Genomic DNA, 20,861 nt, shown 5'->3' with positions numbered 1-20,861 from the left:
CTGAAGTAAATCAGCTGTTTTGCAATACTGACTTTGCCAGCAATAGGTCTTGCCAAAGCAAAGCCTTGTCTTTGGGTTGCGCCAATACTTGATTTAGCTCAAAAGAAGCAATGACAGGGATTTCTTCATCATTACCAGTATTAATTGCCAGTATGGTCTCACGTAGCTGTGCCAATGAGTCCCTTTCACCAGTAATTTTCTGTGCAACGGCTCCACCAAGAGCAACAGCGACAACTGGAGCATCAGGACAAGCTAATTTGCTTAGGTCGTCTGATGCATTTTTCCAGGCCCATTCATTTTTTGCCAGCCCTAGAACACGGATCATATTTTGAAATAGCAGTTGCGCAGGACCTTGTGGTTCACTTCCAAAAAACCACCAAACCCCATGTGAAGCATCTGGCATTTGCTCTTCTGCGGCTTTGGTTGATGTATGAGGCATGGATGATGCCTCAACAATGCTCGCAGATCCCTCTTGAGATACCCATTGGGTGATACCCATTTCTTTTAGAAAAATTGAATGCGTATTTGTCATGCTGCAAGCTTAATCGATTTTGCCATTACCAGCGCATCCTCACGCATACCAGTCTGCGTATTGAGAGGATAGTAATTCTTACGCACACCTATTTGTTCATACCCAAGCTTTTGATATAGAGTGACGGCCGCTAGATTGCTTGGTCGTACTTCCAAGATAATGCGGGGCATGTTTTGTTGAGCTGCAACGCCTTCAATGGCAGCCATCATTCGTCTGCCAATCCCAAGTTTGCGCAGTTGCGGTGAAACAGTAATATTTAGAAGGTGTAATTCATCTACCGCAGGAAATAGAATGCAGTAAGCCCAGAGAACCTCGGGATCGAGATACGACCCTTTAACCACCTGATCAAGCTGAGGACGAACACAATAAGCCCAGTGCCCAGCAGCTAGAGAATCTGAAAAATTTCCCTTAGTCCATGGGTGAATATGTGACACCGATTCAATTTTTAGAACTTCGTCCAAGTCGACTGCTTGCATCGGCAAGAATGAGAGTTCAGCTTCGCCCTCTCCCTTAAAGTGAGTAGCCATTATTTAAATGCCTCAGCTCTCTCAGCGGTGGTTAGGGCTACTTTGTTACGAACATAAAGCGGTTCTAACTGCCTTACATTACAAGTTAATCCCTCTTTTAAGGCATGTCTTGCGTTCTCCAGGATGCCTAATGCCGTAATTGAAATATCTGCATCCAAAGTTCCGAAAAATTTTGGCAAGCGATCACGATAAACATCAATAGCGCTACCAGCTAAAAATTGCACATCTTCCAATTCAAGCTCTTCTGGTTTGGCAAGATGAATTGCGCCTACCCGCTTTGGCCTATTAAGCGCCTGCTCATAGGTAGCCCAGTAAACCTCTTCCATGCGCGCATCTATAGCAATCACAAAACGTTGTGGATTTTTACTTTTGAAAGACTCGGTATGCATTAGTTGCGCCGCAATTGCATCCAGACTGCAAACTGGTATTACTGGTATGTCATATGAAATAGCGAGACCCTGAACTGCTGCAACCCCTAACCTGACTCCAGTAAATGCGCCAGGGCCAACACAAACAGCGATTGCGTCAATCTCCTTTAGAGAAAGCTTTGCATCAGCCAATAGCGAATCAACCCATGGCAATAGCAACTGGCTAGCACCGGCTGTAACAGGCTCATGTTTTAGTAAAGGCGTTTGCTCGCCTAAAGATAAAGCCACCGAACACCATGCTGAAGAGGTGTCGATGGCTAATATATTTGCCAATTGAAGACCTATTTGGTGATTTACAAAACCAAATTATGAACTTAATCCAGCAATGACTTCTGGAGGGGCTTGAACTAGCTCAATCAAAACCCCTTCACCACTAATCGGAAATTCATCATTTCCCTTAGGGTGAACGAAAGTGATGTCATATCCGGCAGCACCCTTGCGAATGCCTCCAGGCGCAAAACGTAAGCCATTGGCAGAGAGCCACTCAACGGCCTTAGGCAAATCATCAACCCATAAACCAATGTGATTTAACGGGGTTTGATGTACGGCCGGTTTCTTTTCAATGTCAAATGGCTGCATGAGATCAACCTCAATCTCATGTGCACCAGACCCAATTGCACAAATATCCTCGTCTACGTTTTCACGCTCTGAGACAAATGTGCTTTTATATTCAAATCCCAGCATATCAACCCATAATTTCTTGAGCCGATCCTTATTCTCACCACCAATAGCGATTTGCTGAATACCTAAAATTTTGAATGGCTTAGCGCTCATAGTCATTAATCCTATTATTCAAAACGAATAATCAATTGATCAACAGCCAAGCTATCGCCTTCCTTGGCACAGATTTCTGCAACTACACCGTCTTGCATGGCTGAAAGCGTGTTTTCCATCTTCATCGCTTCAATGGATGCCAATTTTTGACCAGCAGTAACCGCTTCGCCAACTTTTACAGCGATCTTTGTCAAAAGACCAGGCATCGGTGACATCACCAATTTAGAAGTATCAGGTGGGAGCTTCACAGGCATACGGCGTTGTAGTTCAGCACCTAATGGACTCAATACCATACACTCGTAATGGACTCCATCGAGAACCAAAATATATCTCACACCACGACGTTCAACTTGCGCTGTCACCTTATGCGTACCGTTAATGGTGGCGTTCAAACAAATTTGACCGGGTCTCCAGTTGCTGACGATGTCATATCGACTAACGCCATCGGCCTCATCAATGTAAACAGAATAAATCCCATCCTTTAGCTCAACACGAATAGGCACTTCATACGGATCATTCATGGAGCCCGTTTTTTTACCAGTAACCACCACAAACTTCTTGCCGATGATCATTTCATGGCCAGCCAATTGGCCATCAATCATCTGGATATGCTCTAGATAGCGATAACGCATGAAAGCGGCCAAAGCAGCAAGTCGTTTCGGATCAGCAGGTTGCACAGAGTCCTTTTTAAAACCCTCTGGATACTCTTCAGCAATAAAGCCTGTCGTAAAGTCGCCATTAACAAATCTTGGATGCTGTAGCAAGGCAGCCTGGAAAGGGATATTGGAGTGAATACCGCGAATGACAAATTCATTCAATGCAGCACGCATCTTCTCAATCGCCTCTGCACGATCCTTGCCATGTACGATCAGTTTGGCAATCATCGAGTCATAGAACATCGGTATTTCACCGCCCTCATAAACGCCAGTATCAACACGAACACCATTTACTGACTCTGGTGGGCGATATTTAACAAGACGTCCTGTTGAAGGCAAGAAGTTACGGAATGGGTCATCCGCATTAATACGACACTCCATAGACCAACCGTCTAACTTCACATCTTCTTGCTTAAATGCTAATTTTTCTCCCGCAGCAACGCGGATCATTTGCTCTACCAAATCAAGACCAGTAATACTTTCAGTAACTGGATGCTCAACTTGTAAACGAGTGTTCATTTCAAGGAAGTAGAAGGATTTATCTTTGCCCACTACAAACTCAACCGTACCAGCGGATTGATAATTCACGGCTTTAGCTAGGGCAACTGCTTGTTCGCCCATCGCTTTACGTGTAGCTGGATCGATAAATGGTGAAGGCGCCTCTTCAATCACCTTTTGATGGCGACGTTGAATCGAGCAATCGCGTTCATTAAGGTAAACCACGTTTCCATGAGAGTCACCCAAAACCTGAATCTCAATATGGCGCGGTCCTTCAACAAACTTTTCAATAAAGATGCGATCATCACCAAAGCTATTCATCGCCTCTGTTTTGCAAGCCGCAAAACCCTCGGCAGCTTCTTTGTCGTTAAAAGCAACACGCAAGCCTTTACCACCACCACCTGCTGATGCTTTGATCATGACTGGATAGCCAATACCCTGAGCGATTTTTACCGCCTCTTCGTTGGTATCAATCGCTTCGTTGTAACCTGGAATGGTATTTACCTTTGCGTCTAGCGCAAGCTTCTTAGAGGCGATCTTGTCACCCATTGCCGCGATAGATTGGTACTTAGGACCAATAAAGACAATGCCCTCTTCTTCACAACGCTTCGCAAATTGCTCGTTTTCAGACAAAAATCCATAGCCTGGATGAACCGCTTCGGCACCAGTATCTTTACAGGCTTGAATGATCCGATCCATTACTAAATAAGATTCACGTGAAGGTGCTGGGCCAATGCATACCGCTTCATCAGCCAATTGAACATGGCGCGCTTCTTTATCCGCCTCAGAGTACACGGCGACGGTTTTGATGCCCATCTTTTTAGCAGTGGACATGACACGGCAAGCGATCTCACCGCGATTAGCAATCAAAATTTTCTTAAACATTTTCGTAGTCATAATTTATCAGCGCCTTTACAGAGGAATGTTGCCGTGCTTACGCGCAGGATTTTTCAAATCTTTATCTTTGAGCATTGCTAAAGAACGAGCAATACGCTTTCGTGTTTCGTGTGGAAGAATGACATCATCAATATAGCCACGACGCCCTGCCACAAATGGATTTGCAAATTTAGATTTATATTCAGCTTCGCGTGCAGTAATTTTTTCAGGATCCGATTTCTCTTCGCGGAAAATAATTTCTACAGCGCCTTTTGGTCCCATGACCGCAATTTCAGCTGAAGGCCATGCAAAGTTCACGTCACCACGTAAATGCTTAGAAGCCATCACGTCATAGGCGCCACCGTATGCCTTACGTGTAATCAAAGTAACCTTAGGAACGGTGCAATCAGCATATGCATAGAGTAATTTCGCACCATGCTTAATAATGCCGCCGTATTCTTGGGCAGTACCTGGCATAAAGCCTGGAACGTCAACCAAAGTCACTACAGGAATATTGAAGGCGTCACAAAAGCGAACAAAACGTGCTGCTTTGATTGAAGCCTTGATGTCCAAACAGCCAGCCAAAACTAATGGTTGATTAGCAACAATACCAATTGAACGACCTTCCATACGAGCAAAGCCGATCACAATATTCTTAGCGTAATCAGGTTGTAGCTCAAAAAATTCGCCATCATCCACAATTTTCTCAATCAACTCTTTCATATCGTAAGGTTGATTTGGATTCGAAGGAACTAAGGTATCTAATGAGAAATCTGGTTCTTCAGTACGATTGGCCCCTTTAATTAAAGGCGGTTTTTCACGATTTGAAAGAGGTAGGTAATTAAAGAAGCGACGTAACATCATGATGGCATCAACGTCGTTATCAAATGCTAAGTCACAAACACCAGATACAGTCGAATGGGTAACTGCTCCACCCAATTCCTCAGAAGTAACATCTTCATGCGTAACCGTCTTTACCACTTCAGGACCCGTCACAAACATGTAAGAACTGTCTTTGACCATGAATATGAAGTCCGTTAATGCAGGCGAATAAACAGCACCACCTGCTGAAGGTCCCATAATCAAAGAGATTTGCGGGATTACACCGGACGCAGTCACATTGCGCTGGAAAATTTCTGCGTATCCACCAAGAGATGCAACACCTTCTTGAATACGCGCACCGCCAGAGTCATTTAAGCCAATTACTGGAGCACCTACTTTGAGTGCCTGGTCCATGATTTTGCAAATCTTTTCCGCATGAGCTTCTGATAAGGAGCCACCCAAAACAGTAAAGTCTTGCGAGAACACAAATACCAAACGACCGTTAATCATTCCATAACCAGTCACCACACCGTCGCCTGGAACAGTTTGATCGCCCATACCAAAGTCATGACAACGATGTTCGACGAACATATCCCATTCTTCGAAAGTTCCAGCATCAAGCAAGAGTTCAATGCGTTCACGGGCCGTTAATTTGCCCTTGGAATGTTGCGCCTGAATACGCTTTTGCCCGCCACCCAATCGGGCGAGCTCACGCTTCGCTTCCAGTTGTTGAATAATTTCCTTCATTTCCTACTCCTTAGAAAAATTCATGCCCCATGGATTCCAGTAAGCGCCTTGCGGCGACTGAAGCTGCCATAGTTCCTTGGTTAACCTGTGCACTTAAACTTGGTAAGAGCTCTTGCACTGCCTCATTGCTACGAAATGCGTTTTTTAATCCAGCATCGATGCGATCCCACATCCATGCGTCTGCTTGTTGTTGACGACGGGCATCAAATTTCCCGTTTGCCTTTTGGAGTTTCTCGAAATGGGAGACTTTTTCCCAAAGTTCGGGAACGCCTTTACCCTCTAATGCACTTAAAGTCATTACTTGTGGATGCCAAAATTCTTTATCGTGCGATGCATGATCGGGGTTGCCTTGAAAACCCAGCAAACGAAGTGAGCTGGTGATAAAGAGTTGTGCGCGCATAGCTGCATCAGGATCTATGTCCACTTTATTGATCACAATGAGATCCGCGATCTCCATGACACCCTTTTTAATTGCCTGAAGATCATCACCAGCATTTGGCAGCTGTAAGAGCACAAACATATCTGTCATGCCTGCAACGGCAATCTCGCTTTGCCCTACACCCACCGTCTCAACAATAATCACATCAAATCCAGCAGCCTCAGCCACCAACATCGCCTCACGCGTCTTCTCAGCAACACCACCCAATGTGCATGAAGATGGACTTGGTCGAATGAACGCATTTTCCAGTATAGAAAGTCGTTCCATGCGCGTTTTATCACCAAGAATTGAGCCTCCGGACAAACTAGATGAAGGATCAATAGCCAATACAGCAACGCGGTGGCCCTTTTCAATAAGATATAGGCCCAAGGATTCAATGAGGGTTGACTTGCCAACACCCGGCACACCTGAAATACCCAAACGGAATGATTTACCTGTTTTAGGTAACAAGGTATTTAGTACGTTATCGGCACGATGCCGATGATCTAAGCGTGTTGATTCAAGCAAAGTAATGATCTTCGCTAATGCGCGACGCTGTTTAAGCGATGGCGCATCAGTGAGATCATTCACTAAAGCCTGATCAGCAGCTTCAAGCATGCTTATGGTCCGTATTAAGCTGGTTTAACAGATTTACGGATTTGCTCAAGCACATCCTTGGCAGATGCCGGAATCGGGGTACCAGGACCGTAGATTCCTTTTACGCCTGCCTCATAGAGGAATTCATAATCCTGTCTTGGGATCACGCCGCCAACGAAAACAATAATGTCATCGGCACCTTGTTTCTTCAATTCGGCGATGATGGCAGGAACCAATGTCTTATGGCCAGCAGCTAAAGTGGAAACCCCCAAAGCATGTACGTCGTTCTCAATAGCCTGACGAGCACACTCTTCTGGCGTTTGGAATAAAGGTCCAATATCAACGTCAAAACCTAAGTCGGCATAAGCAGTTGCCACTACTTTTGCGCCGCGGTCATGACCATCTTGACCTAACTTGGCAATCATCACACGGGGACGACGTCCAAAGTCTTTTGCGAAATCAGCAATTTCTGTTTGAAGTTTTGCCCAGCCTTCTGCTGAGTCATAAGCGGCAGCATACACACCAGTCACCTTTTGAGTATCGGCGCGATGGCGCCCGTAAACCTTTTCCAATGCATCAGAAACTTCACCGACTGTTGCACGCAAACGAATTGCATTTACAGACAATTCCAATAGGTTTCCAGAATTATCTTCGGCAGCCTTCGTCAATGCTTCTAATGCTGCTTGTACTTTTTGAGTGTCGCGTTTTGCCTTGATGTCTTTAAGACGCGCAACCTGACCTTCACGAACTTTATCGTTGTCGATCATCAAAACATCTACCAAGTCTTCTTTGCCAAGCTTGTATTTGTTTACACCAACGATCACATCGGAGCCTGAGTCAATCTTGGCTTGTTTTTCAGCAGCAGCCGCTTCAATCTTAAGCTTAGCCCAACCGCTTTCAACAGCCTTGGTCATGCCACCCATAGCCTCTACTTCTTGAATGATTTCCCAAGCCTTATCAGCCATCTCTTGCGTGAGATTCTCCATCATGTAAGAACCAGCCCATGGATCGATCACACTCGGAATATGAGTCTCTTCTTGAAGAATCAATTGAGTATTACGCGCAATACGGCTTGAGAATTCGGAAGGAAGCGCAATTGCCTCATCCAATGAATTGGTATGCAGTGACTGTGTACCACCGAATACTGCTGCCATCGCCTCAACAGTTGTTCTCACCACGTTGTTGTAGGGATCTTGCTCAGTTAAAGACCAGCCTGAAGTTTGACAGTGCGTGCGCAGCATCAATGATTTTGGATTCTTTGGCTCGAATGATTTCATGATGCGCCACCATAACAATCTCGCAGCGCGCAACTTAGCAACCTCTAAGTAGAAGTTCATACCAATTGCAAAGAAGAAAGATAAGCGACCCGCAAAGCCGTCAACATCCAAACCTTTTGCAAGTGCAGTCTTCACATACTCTTTACCGTCGGCCAAAGTAAAAGCCAGCTCCAATACTTGATTGGCGCCAGCTTCTTGCATGTGATAACCCGAAATAGAAATCGAGTTGAACTTCGGCATATGCTTAGCGGTGTATTCAATAATGTCACCAATAATGCGCATAGAAGGTTCTGGCGGGTAAATGTAGGTGTTGCGCACCATGAACTCTTTCAGAATATCGTTCTGAATTGTTCCAGAGAGTTGTTCTTGCTTTACGCCTTGCTCTTCACCAGCAACAATATAACCAGCCAATACGGGCAACACGGCGCCATTCATCGTCATTGAAACAGAAACTTTGTCTAATGGAATGCCATCAAACAAGATCTTCATATCTTCAACAGAGTCGATCGCAACTCCAGCCTTACCAACATCACCTGTAACACGTGGATGATCCGAGTCGTATCCACGGTGCGTAGCCAAGTCAAATGCAACAGACACACCCTGACCACCTGCAGCTAATGCCTTGCGATAAAAAGCATTTGATTCTTCTGCTGTTGAAAAGCCAGCGTACTGACGAATTGTCCAAGGTCTAACTGAGTACATCGTTGCTTGAGGTCCACGAACAAATGGCTCAAATCCAGGTAGCGTATCGGTGTAATTAAGACCTTCAATATCGGATGATGTGTATAAAGCCTTTAAATGAATGCCATCGGGCGTTTTCCAACCCAACGAATCAACATCGCCATTAGGGGCCGATTTCTGTGCTGACTTTTTCCAAGCATCTAGACTAGCGTCAGGAAATGATGGCCATGAATTTTTTTCTTTAGAACTCACAAAAACTCCCGGTTAATTTTTGTTGCATTGCATCGAAATGTCCCTACATTCTGCTTGACAATTTTTGTTTTGTCTACATAATGTATTCATAATTATGAATACAAAACTGAATAATAGACCTCTATACGAAGACGTTGCCGACAGGCTTCGAGAGCAAATATTTAGCAAGCAACTTTCGCCTGGAAGCTGGCTTGACGAGCAATCGCTTGCTGATCAATTTGGCATTAGTCGCACGCCTATGCGAGAAGCCATCAAAGTTTTGGCGTCTGAGGGCCTCGTCACTATCAAAATGCGACGCGGAGCTTATGTAACTGAGGTTGTCAGGAAAGATTTAGAACAGATATTTACTGTCCTCTCCTTGCTTGAGGGTCAAGCTGCAAAAGAAGCAGCATTAAAGGCGACAGAAGCTGAGTTAAACCTGTTGGACCACCTTCATCACCGATTGGAGAAAGCGGCTGCCGATCGGGATCTAGAGCAATTTTTCGAAATCAATGGCAAATTCCATGAATTAATACAAGAAATTGCCGGAAATCGCTGGATGAACGGCGTGATTAACGACTTACGTAAAGTGCTAAAACTGCACCGCAGAGACTCTCTTACCAGCACAGGAAGACTCCAAAGCTCATTAGTTGAACATCGAGAGATTCTGAGAGCGCTATTAAAAAGGGATGAAAAGGCTGCGGAATTAACTATGCGCGAGCACTTGGCAAGAGGCTTAGAAGCCCTACGCTAAAAAATAAATCACATAAAAACAAAGGCTTAGATGAATCTTCTAAGCCTTTTTGTTATGTTTTCTATACCAGCAATTTTATTTCTTAATTACAAAATTCCCTGGCAATGACGCTATGTATGCAGCGATATCTTGCAAGTCTGCATCGCTAAAGTTTTGGACTTGTGAGCCCATGATTGCATTATTGCGACCATATTGAGCATTACTGTTACCCACTTTGTATGCCTTAAGAGCGTAGTACAAGTAATCAGAGTATTGACCCGCCAGCTTTGGGTAAGCAGGCAGAATTGGAGCATTTAGACCAGCGCCATGGCAGGAAGCGCAATTAGCCTTCTCAACCAATGCCTGACCTTTATCCACGCTGGCAGCGTTTGCTACGTTAACCAAACCAATGCTGGAGAGCAAAACTGCAGTAATAAGTGCGAATTTCATAAAAGTATCTCTATGTATCTTGATCGTTGAATCACTTCAATGGGTTGTTAGGTGAGCTGGCAGTCTGCGCAGCATAGTATTCGCTGATATCAGCCATATCTTGGTCAGACAAACTGGCAGCGATTGAACGCATAGTTGGATGCTTTCTTTCACCCTTCTTATAGGCAGCCAATGCGCTAGCGATATAAGCAGCATTTTGACCGCCCAACATTGGAACTTTGTAAACCAATGGGTAATCAGCGCGATAGTCAGGGATGGAATGGCAACCAACACAAAGCCAAACCTTGCCATTACCTGCAGCGGCATTGCCTTTAACTTCATCAGCCTGTGCAGCAGAACCAGCAAAAACTAAAGCTGTAGTCACGGCCAATTGAGAAAGAATGGAGAGTTTTTTCATAGAAATCAGTATTTATGAGTTTGATTTAAATCAATTTTGGAAGAGTATAGCGGACAGACGCCCTTCCCGCCATTTTGAAGCCCAAAATCAGTAGAAATACTGAAAGATTTGCCTCATTTACCTATACTTAAATGCTTATCCCCTGCACTTATTTAGGCAAGCACATGAGTAAATCCACTTCCACATCCCAAAATCGCTTTTCCGGCAGTCAAAGCTATGTTGCGACAGACGACCTAAAGCTAGCTGTTAACGCTGCAATTGCGCTCCAAAGACCTTTGCTAATTAAGGGTGAGCCAGGCACTGGAAAAACCATGCTTGCCGAAGAAGTGGCGGCCGCTCTGAATATGCCACTCCTTCAGTGGCATATCAAGTCAACTACCAAAGCACAGCAAGGGCTCTATGAGTACGATGCCGTTAGTCGTTTACGTGACTCACAATTAGGCGATGAAAAAGTAAAAGATATTCGCAACTACATTGTAAAAGGCGTTCTTTGGCAAGCTTTTGAAGCGAATGAACCTACGGTGTTATTGATCGATGAAATTGACAAAGCGGATATCGAATTTCCAAATGACTTATTGCGCGAGATTGATCGAATGGAGTTTTATGTATATGAAACCCGAGAGTTGATCAAGGCAAAACATCGCCCTTTGGTCATCATCACCTCAAATAATGAAAAAGAATTGCCGGATGCTTTTTTGAGGCGCTGCTTTTTTCATTACATTACCTTTCCCGATGCCCAAACTATGCAAAGCATCGTTGATGTTCACCATCCCAACATCAAGCAAGAACTTTTGGATGCCGCACTTAAAGCCTTTTATCAAATTCGCTCACTACCAGGACTTAAAAAGAAGCCCTCTACATCTGAGTTGATAGATTGGCTCAAGCTTTTATTGGCCGAGGACATTCCACCAGATGCTTTATATAGCAACGACGAAAAGATTGTCGTGCCACCCCTGCATGGTGCCTTGTTAAAAAACGAACAAGATATACATTTATTTGAACGCTTAGTGATGATGAATCGCAATCATCGCTGATTAAATCATTGAGTAAGTCATTAGTTAAGTCATTTAATTATGTTGATTCAATTCTTCCTGAACCTGAAAGAGGCGAAAGTGCCTGTTTCTGTTAGAGAGTTTTTAACTCTTTTGGAAGCATTGAAATCAGGCGTAATCAATCCATCTATTGATGAGTTTTATCAACTTGCTCGCATGACATTGATTAAGGATGAGCAGCACTTTGATCGCTTTGATCAAGTCTTTGGCAGCTACTTTAATGGGATTGAGCAAATCATTGCCCTCTCACCAGATATTCCGTTGGACTGGCTAGAAAAGAAACTTCAAAGAGTGTTAACTGAAGAAGAAAAAGCGGCGCTTCAAAAATTAGGCGGCCCTGAGGCCCTTCAAAAACGACTCGAAGAACTTTTAAAAGAGCAAAAAGAATGGCATGGTGGTGGAAATAAATGGATTGGCGCTGGTGGCTCCTCACCATTTGGTCATAGCGGATATCACCCTGAAGGCATTCGGATTGGTGGCGAAAGTGCTGGCAATAGAACCGCCATCAAAGTTTGGGAAGCGCGAGAATTTAAAGACTATGACAGTGATTTAGCCCTAGGAACGCGCAATATTAAAGTTGCATTACGTCGCTTACGTCGTTTTGCTCGCGAGGGATCGGCTCTTGAGCTCGATTTAGATAAGACCATTCATTCAACTGCAGCTAATGCTGGCATGCTTGATATTCAAATGCGACCTGAACGCCATAATCAGGTCAAGGTGTTGCTGTTGATGGATGTGGGCGGCTCAATGGATGATCACATTCAACGGATTGCTGAATTATTCTCTGCTGCAAAGGCTGAATTTAAGCACCTTGAGCATTACTATTTTCATAACTGTGTTTATGAGAACTTATGGCAAAGTAATCGTCGCAGACGTGACCAAGTTACCCCCACACAAGACATTATCAATAAATATGGACCAGACTATAAATTGATATTTGTTGGAGATGCGACGATGTCTCCCTATGAAATATTAAGCCCCAATGGATCAGTCGAGTACAACAATAAAGAAGCTGGCGCCGTATGGATCAATCGGTTGATAGATCACTTCCCACACTTTGCCTGGCTTAACCCAGAGCCCGAGTCAATCTGGCAATACCGTCAATCCATTGACATCATGCAAAATCTCATGAAAGGCCGCATGTATCCAGTAACTTTAAATGGCCTTGAAAGTGCTATGCGCCAGCTTTCCAAGTAAGATTTAGGTGTTGGGATTCGCAATCTCTTTTTCTCTGTATTTCCTATTCGTTTCATACTTTTTTTCTTTTAATTTAATCTTTCTACTTACATCATGAGCACAACAATTAGCGAACGCCTTAAATCCCTCGGAATTGATTTGCCACCACCAGGACAGGCTGCTGCAGCTTATGTCATGGCAGTCACAAGCGGCAACACTGTTTTTTTATCGGGTCATATTGCCAAACGAGATGGCAAGCCTTGGGTCGGAAAACTTGGCAAGGATATGGATACAAAGACTGGCAAAACAGCGGCGCGTTCGATCGCTATCGATTTAATATCCACACTACAAAACCATTTAGGCTCTTTGGATAAGGTCAAGCGCATCACTAAAGTAATGGGTTTAGTGAACTCAACAGATAGCTATACTGAACAACATCTAGTCGTCAACGGTTGCTCTGAATTGCTTTTCGAAGTTTTTGGTGATGCTGGTAAACATGCACGCAGCGCCTTTGGTGTAGCTCAAATACCTCTTGGAGCATGCGTTGAAATTGAATTAATCGCAGAGATTTAAAAGTCAATTAAGACTCAATAGAATCAAGTCCGAGCTTCTGGATGTCGCTCAATGTATCGACATCCAGTACATAAGCTTGATTGTCAGTAATAAAGCCATGAACAATCTCTGGATGTTGGTCCATATAGGATCGGCAAACCATCTCTGGAGTTGTTAGGATTTGATTCATCACCCTTCGTGAAAATAATACGGGGTTACCGCGCTGCTGATTGACCATCGGCAGCACAATTTCTTGCCCTTTAGATAACTGATTGAATTGCTCTAGCAAAGCGTCAATTTCATCGGCACCAATATTAGGTTGATCGCATAAAGCAATTAACAAAACGTCATAGTCACTTTTAAGTGATGTGATGCCTAAGCGTACAGAAGATGATTGACCCATTGCTGGATTTAAATTTTGCACCCAAGTTATTGGACTTTTGATTTCCTGCTGAAGCAATTGAATTTCCGCTTCAATTTTTTCCGAGTAAAAACCGGTAACAACCAAAGTCTCGATTGGGCAAAGTGTTTGTGTGGAACTAATAAAACGTTTTAATAATGTATCCCCATCCTTTTTTAACAAAGCCTTGGGATAACCACCCAAACGACTCCCCTCGCCTGCAGCCAGTATCAAGATGGCTAGGCGTAAGGGGGTATTTTGGTGAGGTTCACTATTAACAGGCATTAGAGTGATAATAAATAGTTATCAACTAAATCATTCATAAATCAAGATACAGCATGAATAGTACCGATTTAAGCGTCCTCAAATCAGCCGTTGAATGGCTCCAATCGGGTCAAGCAGTGGCGATTGCTACAGTCGTTCAAACTTGGGGTTCAGCACCTCGCCCCGTAGGCTCTTGGCTCGCGATACGAGCGGATGGCCAAGTTGCGGGGTCGGTCTCAGGCGGTTGTGTTGAAGATGACCTTATTCGCCGAGTGCAAACCGAGATCCTCACCCGCGATACACCTGAAATGGTGGTCTATGGCGTAACTCAACAAGAGGCAGCAAGATTTGGGCTCCCTTGTGGAGGCACTCTGCGCCTATTGGTTGAACCAAAACCACAATTGACCATCTTAGAGAAGCTTCTGGAGAATATCTCCTCGCATCAAATTACCCGTCGGTCTGTAAATTTAGCTAGCGGGCATTCTATTTTGGCCCCGGGCAATCGAAATGATGAGTTCGTTTGTACCGAAAAAGAAATGCAAACCACCTATGGACCTCGCTGGCGCATGGTCATTATTGGTGCTGGTCAGCTTTCACTGTACGCGGCAGATTTTGCCCTAGCTTCTGATTTTGAAGTCATCGTAATCGATCCTCGTGAAGAATATGCTGAAGGACTTGATCGTGCGGACATCACTTTTATAAAAGGGATGCCGGATGATGTTTTGCTTGAAATCGGTATCGATTCCCATACAGCGGTTGTTGCACTCACACATGATCCCAAACTCGATGACATGGCGTTGATGGAAGCCCTCAAGTCACCAGCCTTTTATGTGGGCGCATTAGGCAGTAGAAAAAATACCCAAAAACGCAAAGAACGTTTATTGGAGTTTGATGTTACTCAAGAGCAAGTTGAGAAATTGCATGGTCCAGTTGGACTTTATATCGGCGCCCTCACCCCACCAGAAATCGCTGTTTCGATTCTGGCAGAAGTGATTGCCGTGAAATACGGCGTAAGCATTCCGAAGAAAACCTAACGCTCTAATTTGCCTTTAACTTGCCGTCTTTAAGGCGTGGCTCGACAAAATGGCCTTTGCGAGCTCGGTTTCCAGCGAATGACTTCAATGTTTTTGCATCCAAACTCAACTCGGTTGGCTTGCCTGCGCGCCCAGCACCTGAATAAGTCGCTCCATCTGGTCCAACTGCTATTGCGGAAGCCAGATACTCTTTATCGTCTAAGCCCATCAGAATGACGCCCTTGCCACCAGTTGGCAAACGCTTCAACTCATCTAGAGGGAAAACTAATAGCTTTGAGGCTTCAGATAAGCAGGCAACTTGCTTCATGCCTACCTTAACTTTAGAAGCACCCAATGGTGCATCCCCTGGCACTTTGGCATCCATACTTAGGAATGATTTACCAGCCTTGTTGCGCGTAGTCATATCAGCCACATTGGCAAGGAAACCATAGCCCGCTTTTGTGGAAAGAAGCACTAAATCATCTGCTTGACCTGCATAGTAGGCAACCATTTGCGAGCCTGCGGCAAGATTGACGAAACTCGTCAATGGCGAACCATCACCACGCGCACCAGGCAATTCACTCACTGGCACGGTATAAACGCGACCATCGCTGCCAAAACCTTGGATCACATCAACAGTTCTGACTTCAAAAGTGGCATAGAGGGCATCTCCAGTCTTGAAGCTAAATTGAGTTGCATCGTGTTCATGACCTTGACGCACCCGCACCCACCCTTTTTGTGAAACGATAACTGTTACGGGCTCGTCAATCACTTTCGTCTCGGCCACTGCACGTTTATCTTCCTGAATCAGGGTACGGCGATCATCGCCAAAATCCCTCATGTCGGATTCGATTTCTTTGATGATGCGCTTGCGCAAGACGGTATCGCTTTGCAACAAACCTTCCAAATCATCGCGCTCAGCTTTAAGCTCTTTCAGCTCTTGCTCAATTTTGATACCTTCCAAGCGAGCCAACTGACGCAAACGAATATCCAAGATATCTTCTGCCTGACGATCGCTCAGCTTGAACTCTTTAATCAAATCTGCTTTGGGCTCATCGCTATTGCGAATGATCTTGATGACCTTATCAATATTTAGAAGAACAGTTAAGCGCCCTTCCAAAATATGCATGCGGTCTTTGACTTTACCTAAGCGATGCTGGGTTCTGCGCGTAACAGTAGCAACCCTGAAGGCAATCCACTCAGTAAGAATTTCTTTCAAGCCTTTTTGACGCGGACGACCATCATTGCCAATCATCACCAAGTTCATTGGCGCATTGGATTCTAGTGAAGTATGGGCCAACAATAAGTTCACGAACTCATTGATATCGATATTCTTGCTCTTGGGCTCAAATACCAGACGAACCGCCGCATCCTTACTCGATTCATCACGAACTCCATCAAGCACATTCAGAATGGTCGATTTCAGATTATTCTGCTCAGGAGTTAATGTCTTTTTACCAACCTTTACCTTTGGATTGGTAATTTCTTCAATCTCTTGTAAAACGCGCTGAGAAGATGTGGCAGGGGGAAGTTCATTTACAACTACTTGCCATTGGCCACGCGCCAATTCTTCCACTGACCAGCGTGCGCGCACCTTAATACTGCCGCGCCCCGCTTCGTAAATCTGAGCAATCTCCGCCGCAGAAGAAATAATTTGTCCACCACCGGGGTAATCTGGCCCAGGCATGATCTCCAATAACTCAGAAGTACTAATCTTGGGAGACTTCATCAAAGCAACGGCTGCAGAGGCTACTTCACGCAAATTATGCGAAGGAATTTCTGTTGCCATACCTACAGCAATACCCGATGCGCCATTTAGCAGAACAAATGGTAAACGTGCCGGAAGAAGCTTAGGCTCTTGAAATGAGCCATCATAATTTGGCGCAAAATCAACCGTTCCCTCATCGATCTCACTTAAAAGCAGGCTTGCAATTTTCGTTAAACGCGCCTCGGTATAGCGCATTGCAGCAGCACCATCACCATCGCGAGAACCGAAGTTTCCTTGTCCATCAATTAAGGGATAACGCAATGAGAAGCTTTGCGCTAAACGCACTAAAGCATCGTAAGCAGATTGATCACCATGCGGATGAAACTTACCAAGCACATCTCCAACTACTCTAGCACTTTTCACAGGCTTCGCATCTGCGCGCAAACCCATCTCGTTCATGGAGAACAAAATGCGACGTTGTACAGGTTTTTGACCATCAGCAACTTCTGGCAATGCGCGACCTTTAACTACGCTAATGGCGTAATCTAAATAAGCACGTTCCGCATATACCGCTAAGGTTAAGCTATCTTTACCATCTTCATTAAGATCAATTGTCTTTGGATCATGATTGCCCGATCCACCGCCTGATGATGTGGCTGGAGCTTCGTCAACCTCGACAACATCGATTTCAATGGGGTTAGAGAATAAATCCGCCTGATCAGCAGGAGTATTTTTTCCTGGAGTCTTTTTAGTTGCCATTAGATATCCGCCTCTACTTCATTGCCGCGCTCTTCAAGCCAATCGCGACGCGCTCCAGATTCTGATTTACCCATCAACATATCCATGGTTTTAAATGTCTCATCTTCTGTCCAGGCACCTAATGTTACGGGCAGTAAACGACGAGTATCTGGATTTAAAGTGGTGTCCCATAACTGCTCAGCGCTCATTTCTCCCAAACCTTTAAAACGGGAGATCTGCCATGCGGACTCTTTAACGCCATCTTTACGCAATTTATCTTCAATGGCTTGCAACTCATTAGCATCGAGCGCATATATTTTTTGCGCTGGCTTTTTGCCACGCGCTGGCGCATCGACTCTAAAGAGTGGCGGCCTGGAAATATGCACATGACCTAACTCAATTAGTTTGGGGAAATGTTTATAAAACAAGGTTAAAAGCAAGACCTGAATGTGCGCACCATCAACGTCCGCATCAGAAAGAATGCAAACCTTCCCATAACGCAAATTAGAAAGATCGGGGTTGTCGTTAGGTCCATGAGGATCGACGCCAATCGCAACTGCGATGTCATGAACTTCATTATTGGCAAACAGGCGATCACGCTCCGCCTCCCATGTATTTAAGACCTTACCGCGTAATGGCAAGATAGCTTGATACTCCTTATTGCGACCCATTTTGGCTGAACCACCAGCAGAATCACCCTCCACCAGGAAGATTTCATTCATAGTGGTGTCCTGACTTTCACAATCTGTGAGTTTGCCCGGAAGAACTGCCACGCCAGAGGACTTTTTCTTCTCAACCTTTTGACCTGCACGAGTTCTCGCTTGGGCTTGCTTGATAACTAAATCAGCCAACTTACGACCGTAGTCAACGTGTTGATTTAGCCAAAGCTCCAGTGCCGATTTAACATACCCCGAAACCAAACGCACTGCGTCCCGTGAATTGAGTCGCTCTTTAATTTGCCCCTGGAATTGAGGATCTAATACTTTGGCAGAAAGGATGAATGAAGCACGCGCAAATACATCTTCAGGCATCAACTTAACACCCTTTGGTTGCAATGCGTGCATTTCAATAAAGCCTTTGACAGCATTAAATAAACCTTCACGCAAACCACTTTCATGAGTACCGCCTGCAGGAGTAGGAATCAAGTTCACATAGCTCTCGCGTACGGGTGCACCATCTTCAGTCCAACAAACTACCCAGGCAGCGCCCTCACCCTCAGCAAAGGAATCATCATCTCCCGAACCGGTGGCATATTGCTCGCCCTCAAAAGGAGGAATAACCTCTGCGCCATGGCCTGCTTGTGCAATCGCTTCGTTTAAATAGCCACGCAATCCCTGAGCGTATTGCCAGGTCTGGGTATCGCCTGTTTTCTCTTGGATCAGCGTAACTTTTACGCCAGGCAATAACACTGCTTTGGAACGCAACAGGCGAATCAACTCAGGCATGGGGATGACTGAGCTATCAAAATATTTACCATCGGGCCAAGCGCGCACGCGTGTGCCGTGTGATTTATCTTCTTTTGTGGATGGGACTGATTTGAGCTTCTCAATCACCTTGCCATCTGCAAAAGTTAAGGTAGACATCTGGCCATCACGCCAAACGGTCACCTCTAATCTCTTAGATAGCGCGTTGGTAACAGAAACACCAACACCATGTAGACCACCAGAGAATGCATAAGCACCACCCGTGCCTTTTTCAAACTTACCACCAGCATGCAGTTGTGTAAAAACAATCTCAACTACTGGCAACTTCTCTGTGGGATGCATACCCACCGGAATGCCTCGACCATCGTCCTCAACACTGACGCTACCGTCGGTATGCATCGTAACGATGATTTGCTTGCCAAATCCACCTAGAGCCTCATCAGATGCGTTATCTAGCACCTCTTGAATGATATGGAGAGGATTATCGGTACGGGTGTACATTCCAGGCCGCTGACGGACTGGTTCTAGTCCTTTGAGGACCTGAATCGACGATTCGCTGTATTCGGAAGTTTTACGGGTAGCCATGCGCGCAAATTGTAGTCATGTCTGAAGTCCAGACCGAATTTTTCAAGAAATCCCCCACCATCCATGCCAAAATCAGGGGATGGGAGCTTTAAGTCATATTCGCGTTTTAGACCTCAGCCGAGTCTTGGCTGGTCCATGGTGTGCTCAAAATCTAGCGGATTTGGGGGCAGATGTCATCAAAGTGGAAAGACCAGGTGCAGGAGACGACACTCGCCACTGGGGCCCTCCTTTTGCCAAAGATGCCAATGGTCATGAAACCGAAGAATCTGCCTATTTTATTTGCATCAACCGCAATAAACGCTCAATTACCGTGGATATTTCCAAGCCAGAGGGTCAGGAGCTGATCCGTCAACTTACTGCAGAGTCCGATGTCGTCATCGAAAACTACAAAGTAGGAGATCTCGCTAAATATGGTCTGGACTACGACAGTCTTAAGCAGATCAAACCAAACCTAATCTACTGCTCAATTACCGGCTTTGGTCAATCTGGACCCTATGCCCATCGCCCTGGATATGATTTTATTATTCAAGGCATGGGTGGCTTTATGAGTGTTACAGGCGAAGCCCAAGACTTTGAAGGCTCAAGTCCACAAAAGGCTGGTGTTGCTATTGCAGACATTTTTACTGGCATGTACGCCAGCACCGCGATCTTGGCAGCAATAGTTCACCGTGACAACACGGGCGAAGGTCAGTACATCGATATGTCTCTACTAGATACTCAAGTTGCTGTAATGGCAAACGTGTCTAGTGCCTATCTCACCTCTGGAGAAATTCCAAAGCGATGGGGAAATGCCTCTCCGATCATTGTTCCCTATCAAACATTCCCTACTTCAGATGGCTGGATGATTGTTGGCGCTGGTAATGACGGTCAATTTCGCCATTTTGTGACAGCAGGCGGTGAGGCGCACCTTGCCGACAATCCACAATTTGCCTCCAACCCGCTACGTGTAGAGCATCGCAAGCAACTGATTCCCCTATTAGAGCAAATGACTCGAAAAAAAACCAAAGGAGATTGGATAGCACTTCTTGAGCAAGCGAATGTTCCTTGTGGCCCCATTAATAACTTTAAAGAAGTCTTTGAAAATGAACAGGTCATTCATCGCAAAGTACAGGTTGATGTTCCGCATCCCACTACTGGCACGATGAAACTAGTAGCAAGCCCAATGCGTTTGTCAAAAACTCCTACTGAAGTCAGAATGGCTCCACCGACCCTTGGTCAACATACCACAGAAATCTTGCATGAGCGACTAAAGCTTGACGATGAGGCTATTGAACAACTGCGTAATAAGGGAATTATCTAAACCCC

The 20,861-nt window shown here is 45.0% G+C and carries 19 protein-coding genes; 6 read left to right on the top strand and 13 right to left on the bottom strand.

Annotation, left to right across the window (positions count from 1 at the left end):
• Positions 1-10: 10 nt before the first annotated feature.
• Genes FD973_RS05335 through scpA form a run of 8 tightly spaced genes read right to left on the bottom strand, consistent with a single transcriptional unit; the run spans position 11 to position 9,085 of the window.
• Positions 11-532, bottom strand: coding sequence for a hypothetical protein (locus tag FD973_RS05335; RefSeq protein ID WP_215324579.1), 522 nt, complete (start codon positions 530-532; stop codon positions 11-13).
• Entirely contained in the window at positions 529-1,059 is a 531-nt protein-coding gene (gene rimI / locus FD973_RS05330; protein WP_215324578.1) for a ribosomal protein S18-alanine N-acetyltransferase, read from the bottom strand. Before rimI ends, FD973_RS05335 begins: the two co-directional genes overlap by 4 nt.
• On the bottom strand, positions 1,059-1,760 hold the full coding sequence (gene tsaB / locus FD973_RS05325; RefSeq protein WP_251368847.1) for a tRNA (adenosine(37)-N6)-threonylcarbamoyltransferase complex dimerization subunit type 1 TsaB: 702 nt from the start codon (positions 1,758-1,760) through the stop codon (positions 1,059-1,061). Before tsaB ends, rimI begins: the two co-directional genes overlap by 1 nt.
• 33 nt (positions 1,761-1,793) lie before the next feature.
• On the bottom strand, positions 1,794-2,261 hold the full coding sequence (locus FD973_RS05320) for a VOC family protein (RefSeq protein ID WP_215324577.1): 468 nt from the start codon (positions 2,259-2,261) through the stop codon (positions 1,794-1,796).
• Between the two features lie 14 nt (positions 2,262-2,275).
• A complete protein-coding gene (accC, locus tag FD973_RS05315) occupies positions 2,276-4,300 on the bottom strand; it encodes an acetyl-CoA carboxylase biotin carboxylase subunit (RefSeq protein ID WP_215324719.1) in 2,025 nt (674 codons plus the stop codon).
• A gap of 27 nt (positions 4,301-4,327) precedes the next feature.
• Positions 4,328-5,860: an acyl-CoA carboxylase subunit beta gene (locus tag FD973_RS05310; RefSeq protein ID WP_215324576.1), complete on the bottom strand. Its 1,533-nt coding sequence runs from the start codon at positions 5,858-5,860 to the stop codon at positions 4,328-4,330.
• A gap of 10 nt (positions 5,861-5,870) precedes the next feature.
• Positions 5,871-6,896, bottom strand: coding sequence for a methylmalonyl Co-A mutase-associated GTPase MeaB (gene meaB, locus FD973_RS05305; protein ID WP_215324575.1), 1,026 nt, complete (start codon positions 6,894-6,896; stop codon positions 5,871-5,873).
• A 14-nt stretch (positions 6,897-6,910) separates the two neighbouring features.
• Positions 6,911-9,085, bottom strand: coding sequence for a methylmalonyl-CoA mutase (gene scpA / locus FD973_RS05300; RefSeq protein WP_215324574.1), 2,175 nt, complete (start codon positions 9,083-9,085; stop codon positions 6,911-6,913).
• A gap of 94 nt (positions 9,086-9,179) precedes the next feature.
• Here scpA and FD973_RS05295 point away from each other — a divergent pair, with 94 nt between their 5' ends.
• Positions 9,180-9,818 carry a GntR family transcriptional regulator gene (locus tag FD973_RS05295; RefSeq protein WP_215324573.1) on the top strand — a complete coding sequence of 213 codons (639 nt, stop codon included), beginning with the start codon at positions 9,180-9,182 and terminating at the stop codon, positions 9,816-9,818.
• 75 nt (positions 9,819-9,893) lie between these two features.
• On the opposite strand, the gene FD973_RS05290 is transcribed toward FD973_RS05295, so the two are convergent.
• Together FD973_RS05290 and FD973_RS05285 are read right to left on the bottom strand one after the other, a co-directional pair.
• Complete coding sequence (locus tag FD973_RS05290) at positions 9,894-10,247, bottom strand: cytochrome c (RefSeq protein ID WP_215324572.1); 354 nt, start codon at positions 10,245-10,247, stop codon at positions 9,894-9,896.
• 31 nt (positions 10,248-10,278) lie between these two features.
• The gene (locus tag FD973_RS05285; RefSeq protein ID WP_215324571.1) at positions 10,279-10,644 is read right to left on the bottom strand and encodes a cytochrome c; all 366 of its coding nucleotides are present in this window, start codon (positions 10,642-10,644) and stop codon (positions 10,279-10,281) included.
• Positions 10,645-10,808: 164 nt separating this feature from the next.
• On the opposite strand from FD973_RS05285, the gene FD973_RS05280 reads away from it, so the two are divergent.
• The 3 genes from FD973_RS05280 to FD973_RS05270 all read left to right on the top strand — a co-directional run bounded on the left by FD973_RS05280 (position 10,809) and on the right by FD973_RS05270 (position 13,445).
• Positions 10,809-11,678, top strand: coding sequence for a MoxR family ATPase (locus FD973_RS05280; protein WP_215324570.1), 870 nt, complete (start codon positions 10,809-10,811; stop codon positions 11,676-11,678).
• Positions 11,679-11,717: 39 nt separating this feature from the next.
• Complete coding sequence (locus FD973_RS05275; RefSeq protein WP_215324569.1) at positions 11,718-12,893, top strand: VWA domain-containing protein; 1,176 nt, start codon at positions 11,718-11,720, stop codon at positions 12,891-12,893.
• 93 nt (positions 12,894-12,986) lie between these two features.
• Entirely contained in the window at positions 12,987-13,445 is a 459-nt protein-coding gene (locus tag FD973_RS05270; protein WP_215324568.1) for a RidA family protein, read from the top strand.
• A 7-nt stretch (positions 13,446-13,452) separates the two neighbouring features.
• Here FD973_RS05270 and FD973_RS05265 read toward each other — a convergent pair whose 3' ends face one another.
• On the bottom strand, positions 13,453-14,109 hold the full coding sequence (locus tag FD973_RS05265) for an NTP transferase domain-containing protein (protein WP_215324567.1): 657 nt from the start codon (positions 14,107-14,109) through the stop codon (positions 13,453-13,455).
• A gap of 53 nt (positions 14,110-14,162) precedes the next feature.
• On the opposite strand from FD973_RS05265, the gene FD973_RS05260 reads away from it, so the two are divergent.
• A complete protein-coding gene (locus FD973_RS05260; RefSeq protein WP_215324566.1) occupies positions 14,163-15,122 on the top strand; it encodes an XdhC family protein in 960 nt (319 codons plus the stop codon).
• Positions 15,123-15,126: 4 nt separating this feature from the next.
• Here the strand turns inward: FD973_RS05260 and parC are convergent, their stop codons facing one another.
• Positions 15,127-17,496 carry a DNA topoisomerase IV subunit A gene (parC, locus tag FD973_RS05255; protein WP_251368872.1) on the bottom strand — a complete coding sequence of 790 codons (2,370 nt, stop codon included), beginning with the start codon at positions 17,494-17,496 and terminating at the stop codon, positions 15,127-15,129.
• Between the two features lie 71 nt (positions 17,497-17,567).
• Entirely contained in the window at positions 17,568-19,556 is a 1,989-nt protein-coding gene (locus tag FD973_RS05250; RefSeq protein WP_215324565.1) for a DNA topoisomerase IV subunit B, read from the bottom strand.
• A 79-nt stretch (positions 19,557-19,635) separates the two neighbouring features.
• Between FD973_RS05250 and FD973_RS05245 the strand changes: the two genes are divergently transcribed.
• On the top strand, positions 19,636-20,856 hold the full coding sequence (locus FD973_RS05245) for a CaiB/BaiF CoA-transferase family protein (RefSeq protein WP_215324564.1): 1,221 nt from the start codon (positions 19,636-19,638) through the stop codon (positions 20,854-20,856).
• Positions 20,857-20,861 lie beyond the last annotated feature (5 nt).

The sequence above is a fragment of the Polynucleobacter sp. MWH-Braz-FAM2G genome (genome assembly GCF_018687635.1).
GTDB lineage: Bacteria > Pseudomonadota > Gammaproteobacteria > Burkholderiales > Burkholderiaceae > Polynucleobacter.
Note: the sequence above shows the minus strand (reverse complement) of the source record. Positions and strands in the feature narration are given on the sequence as shown.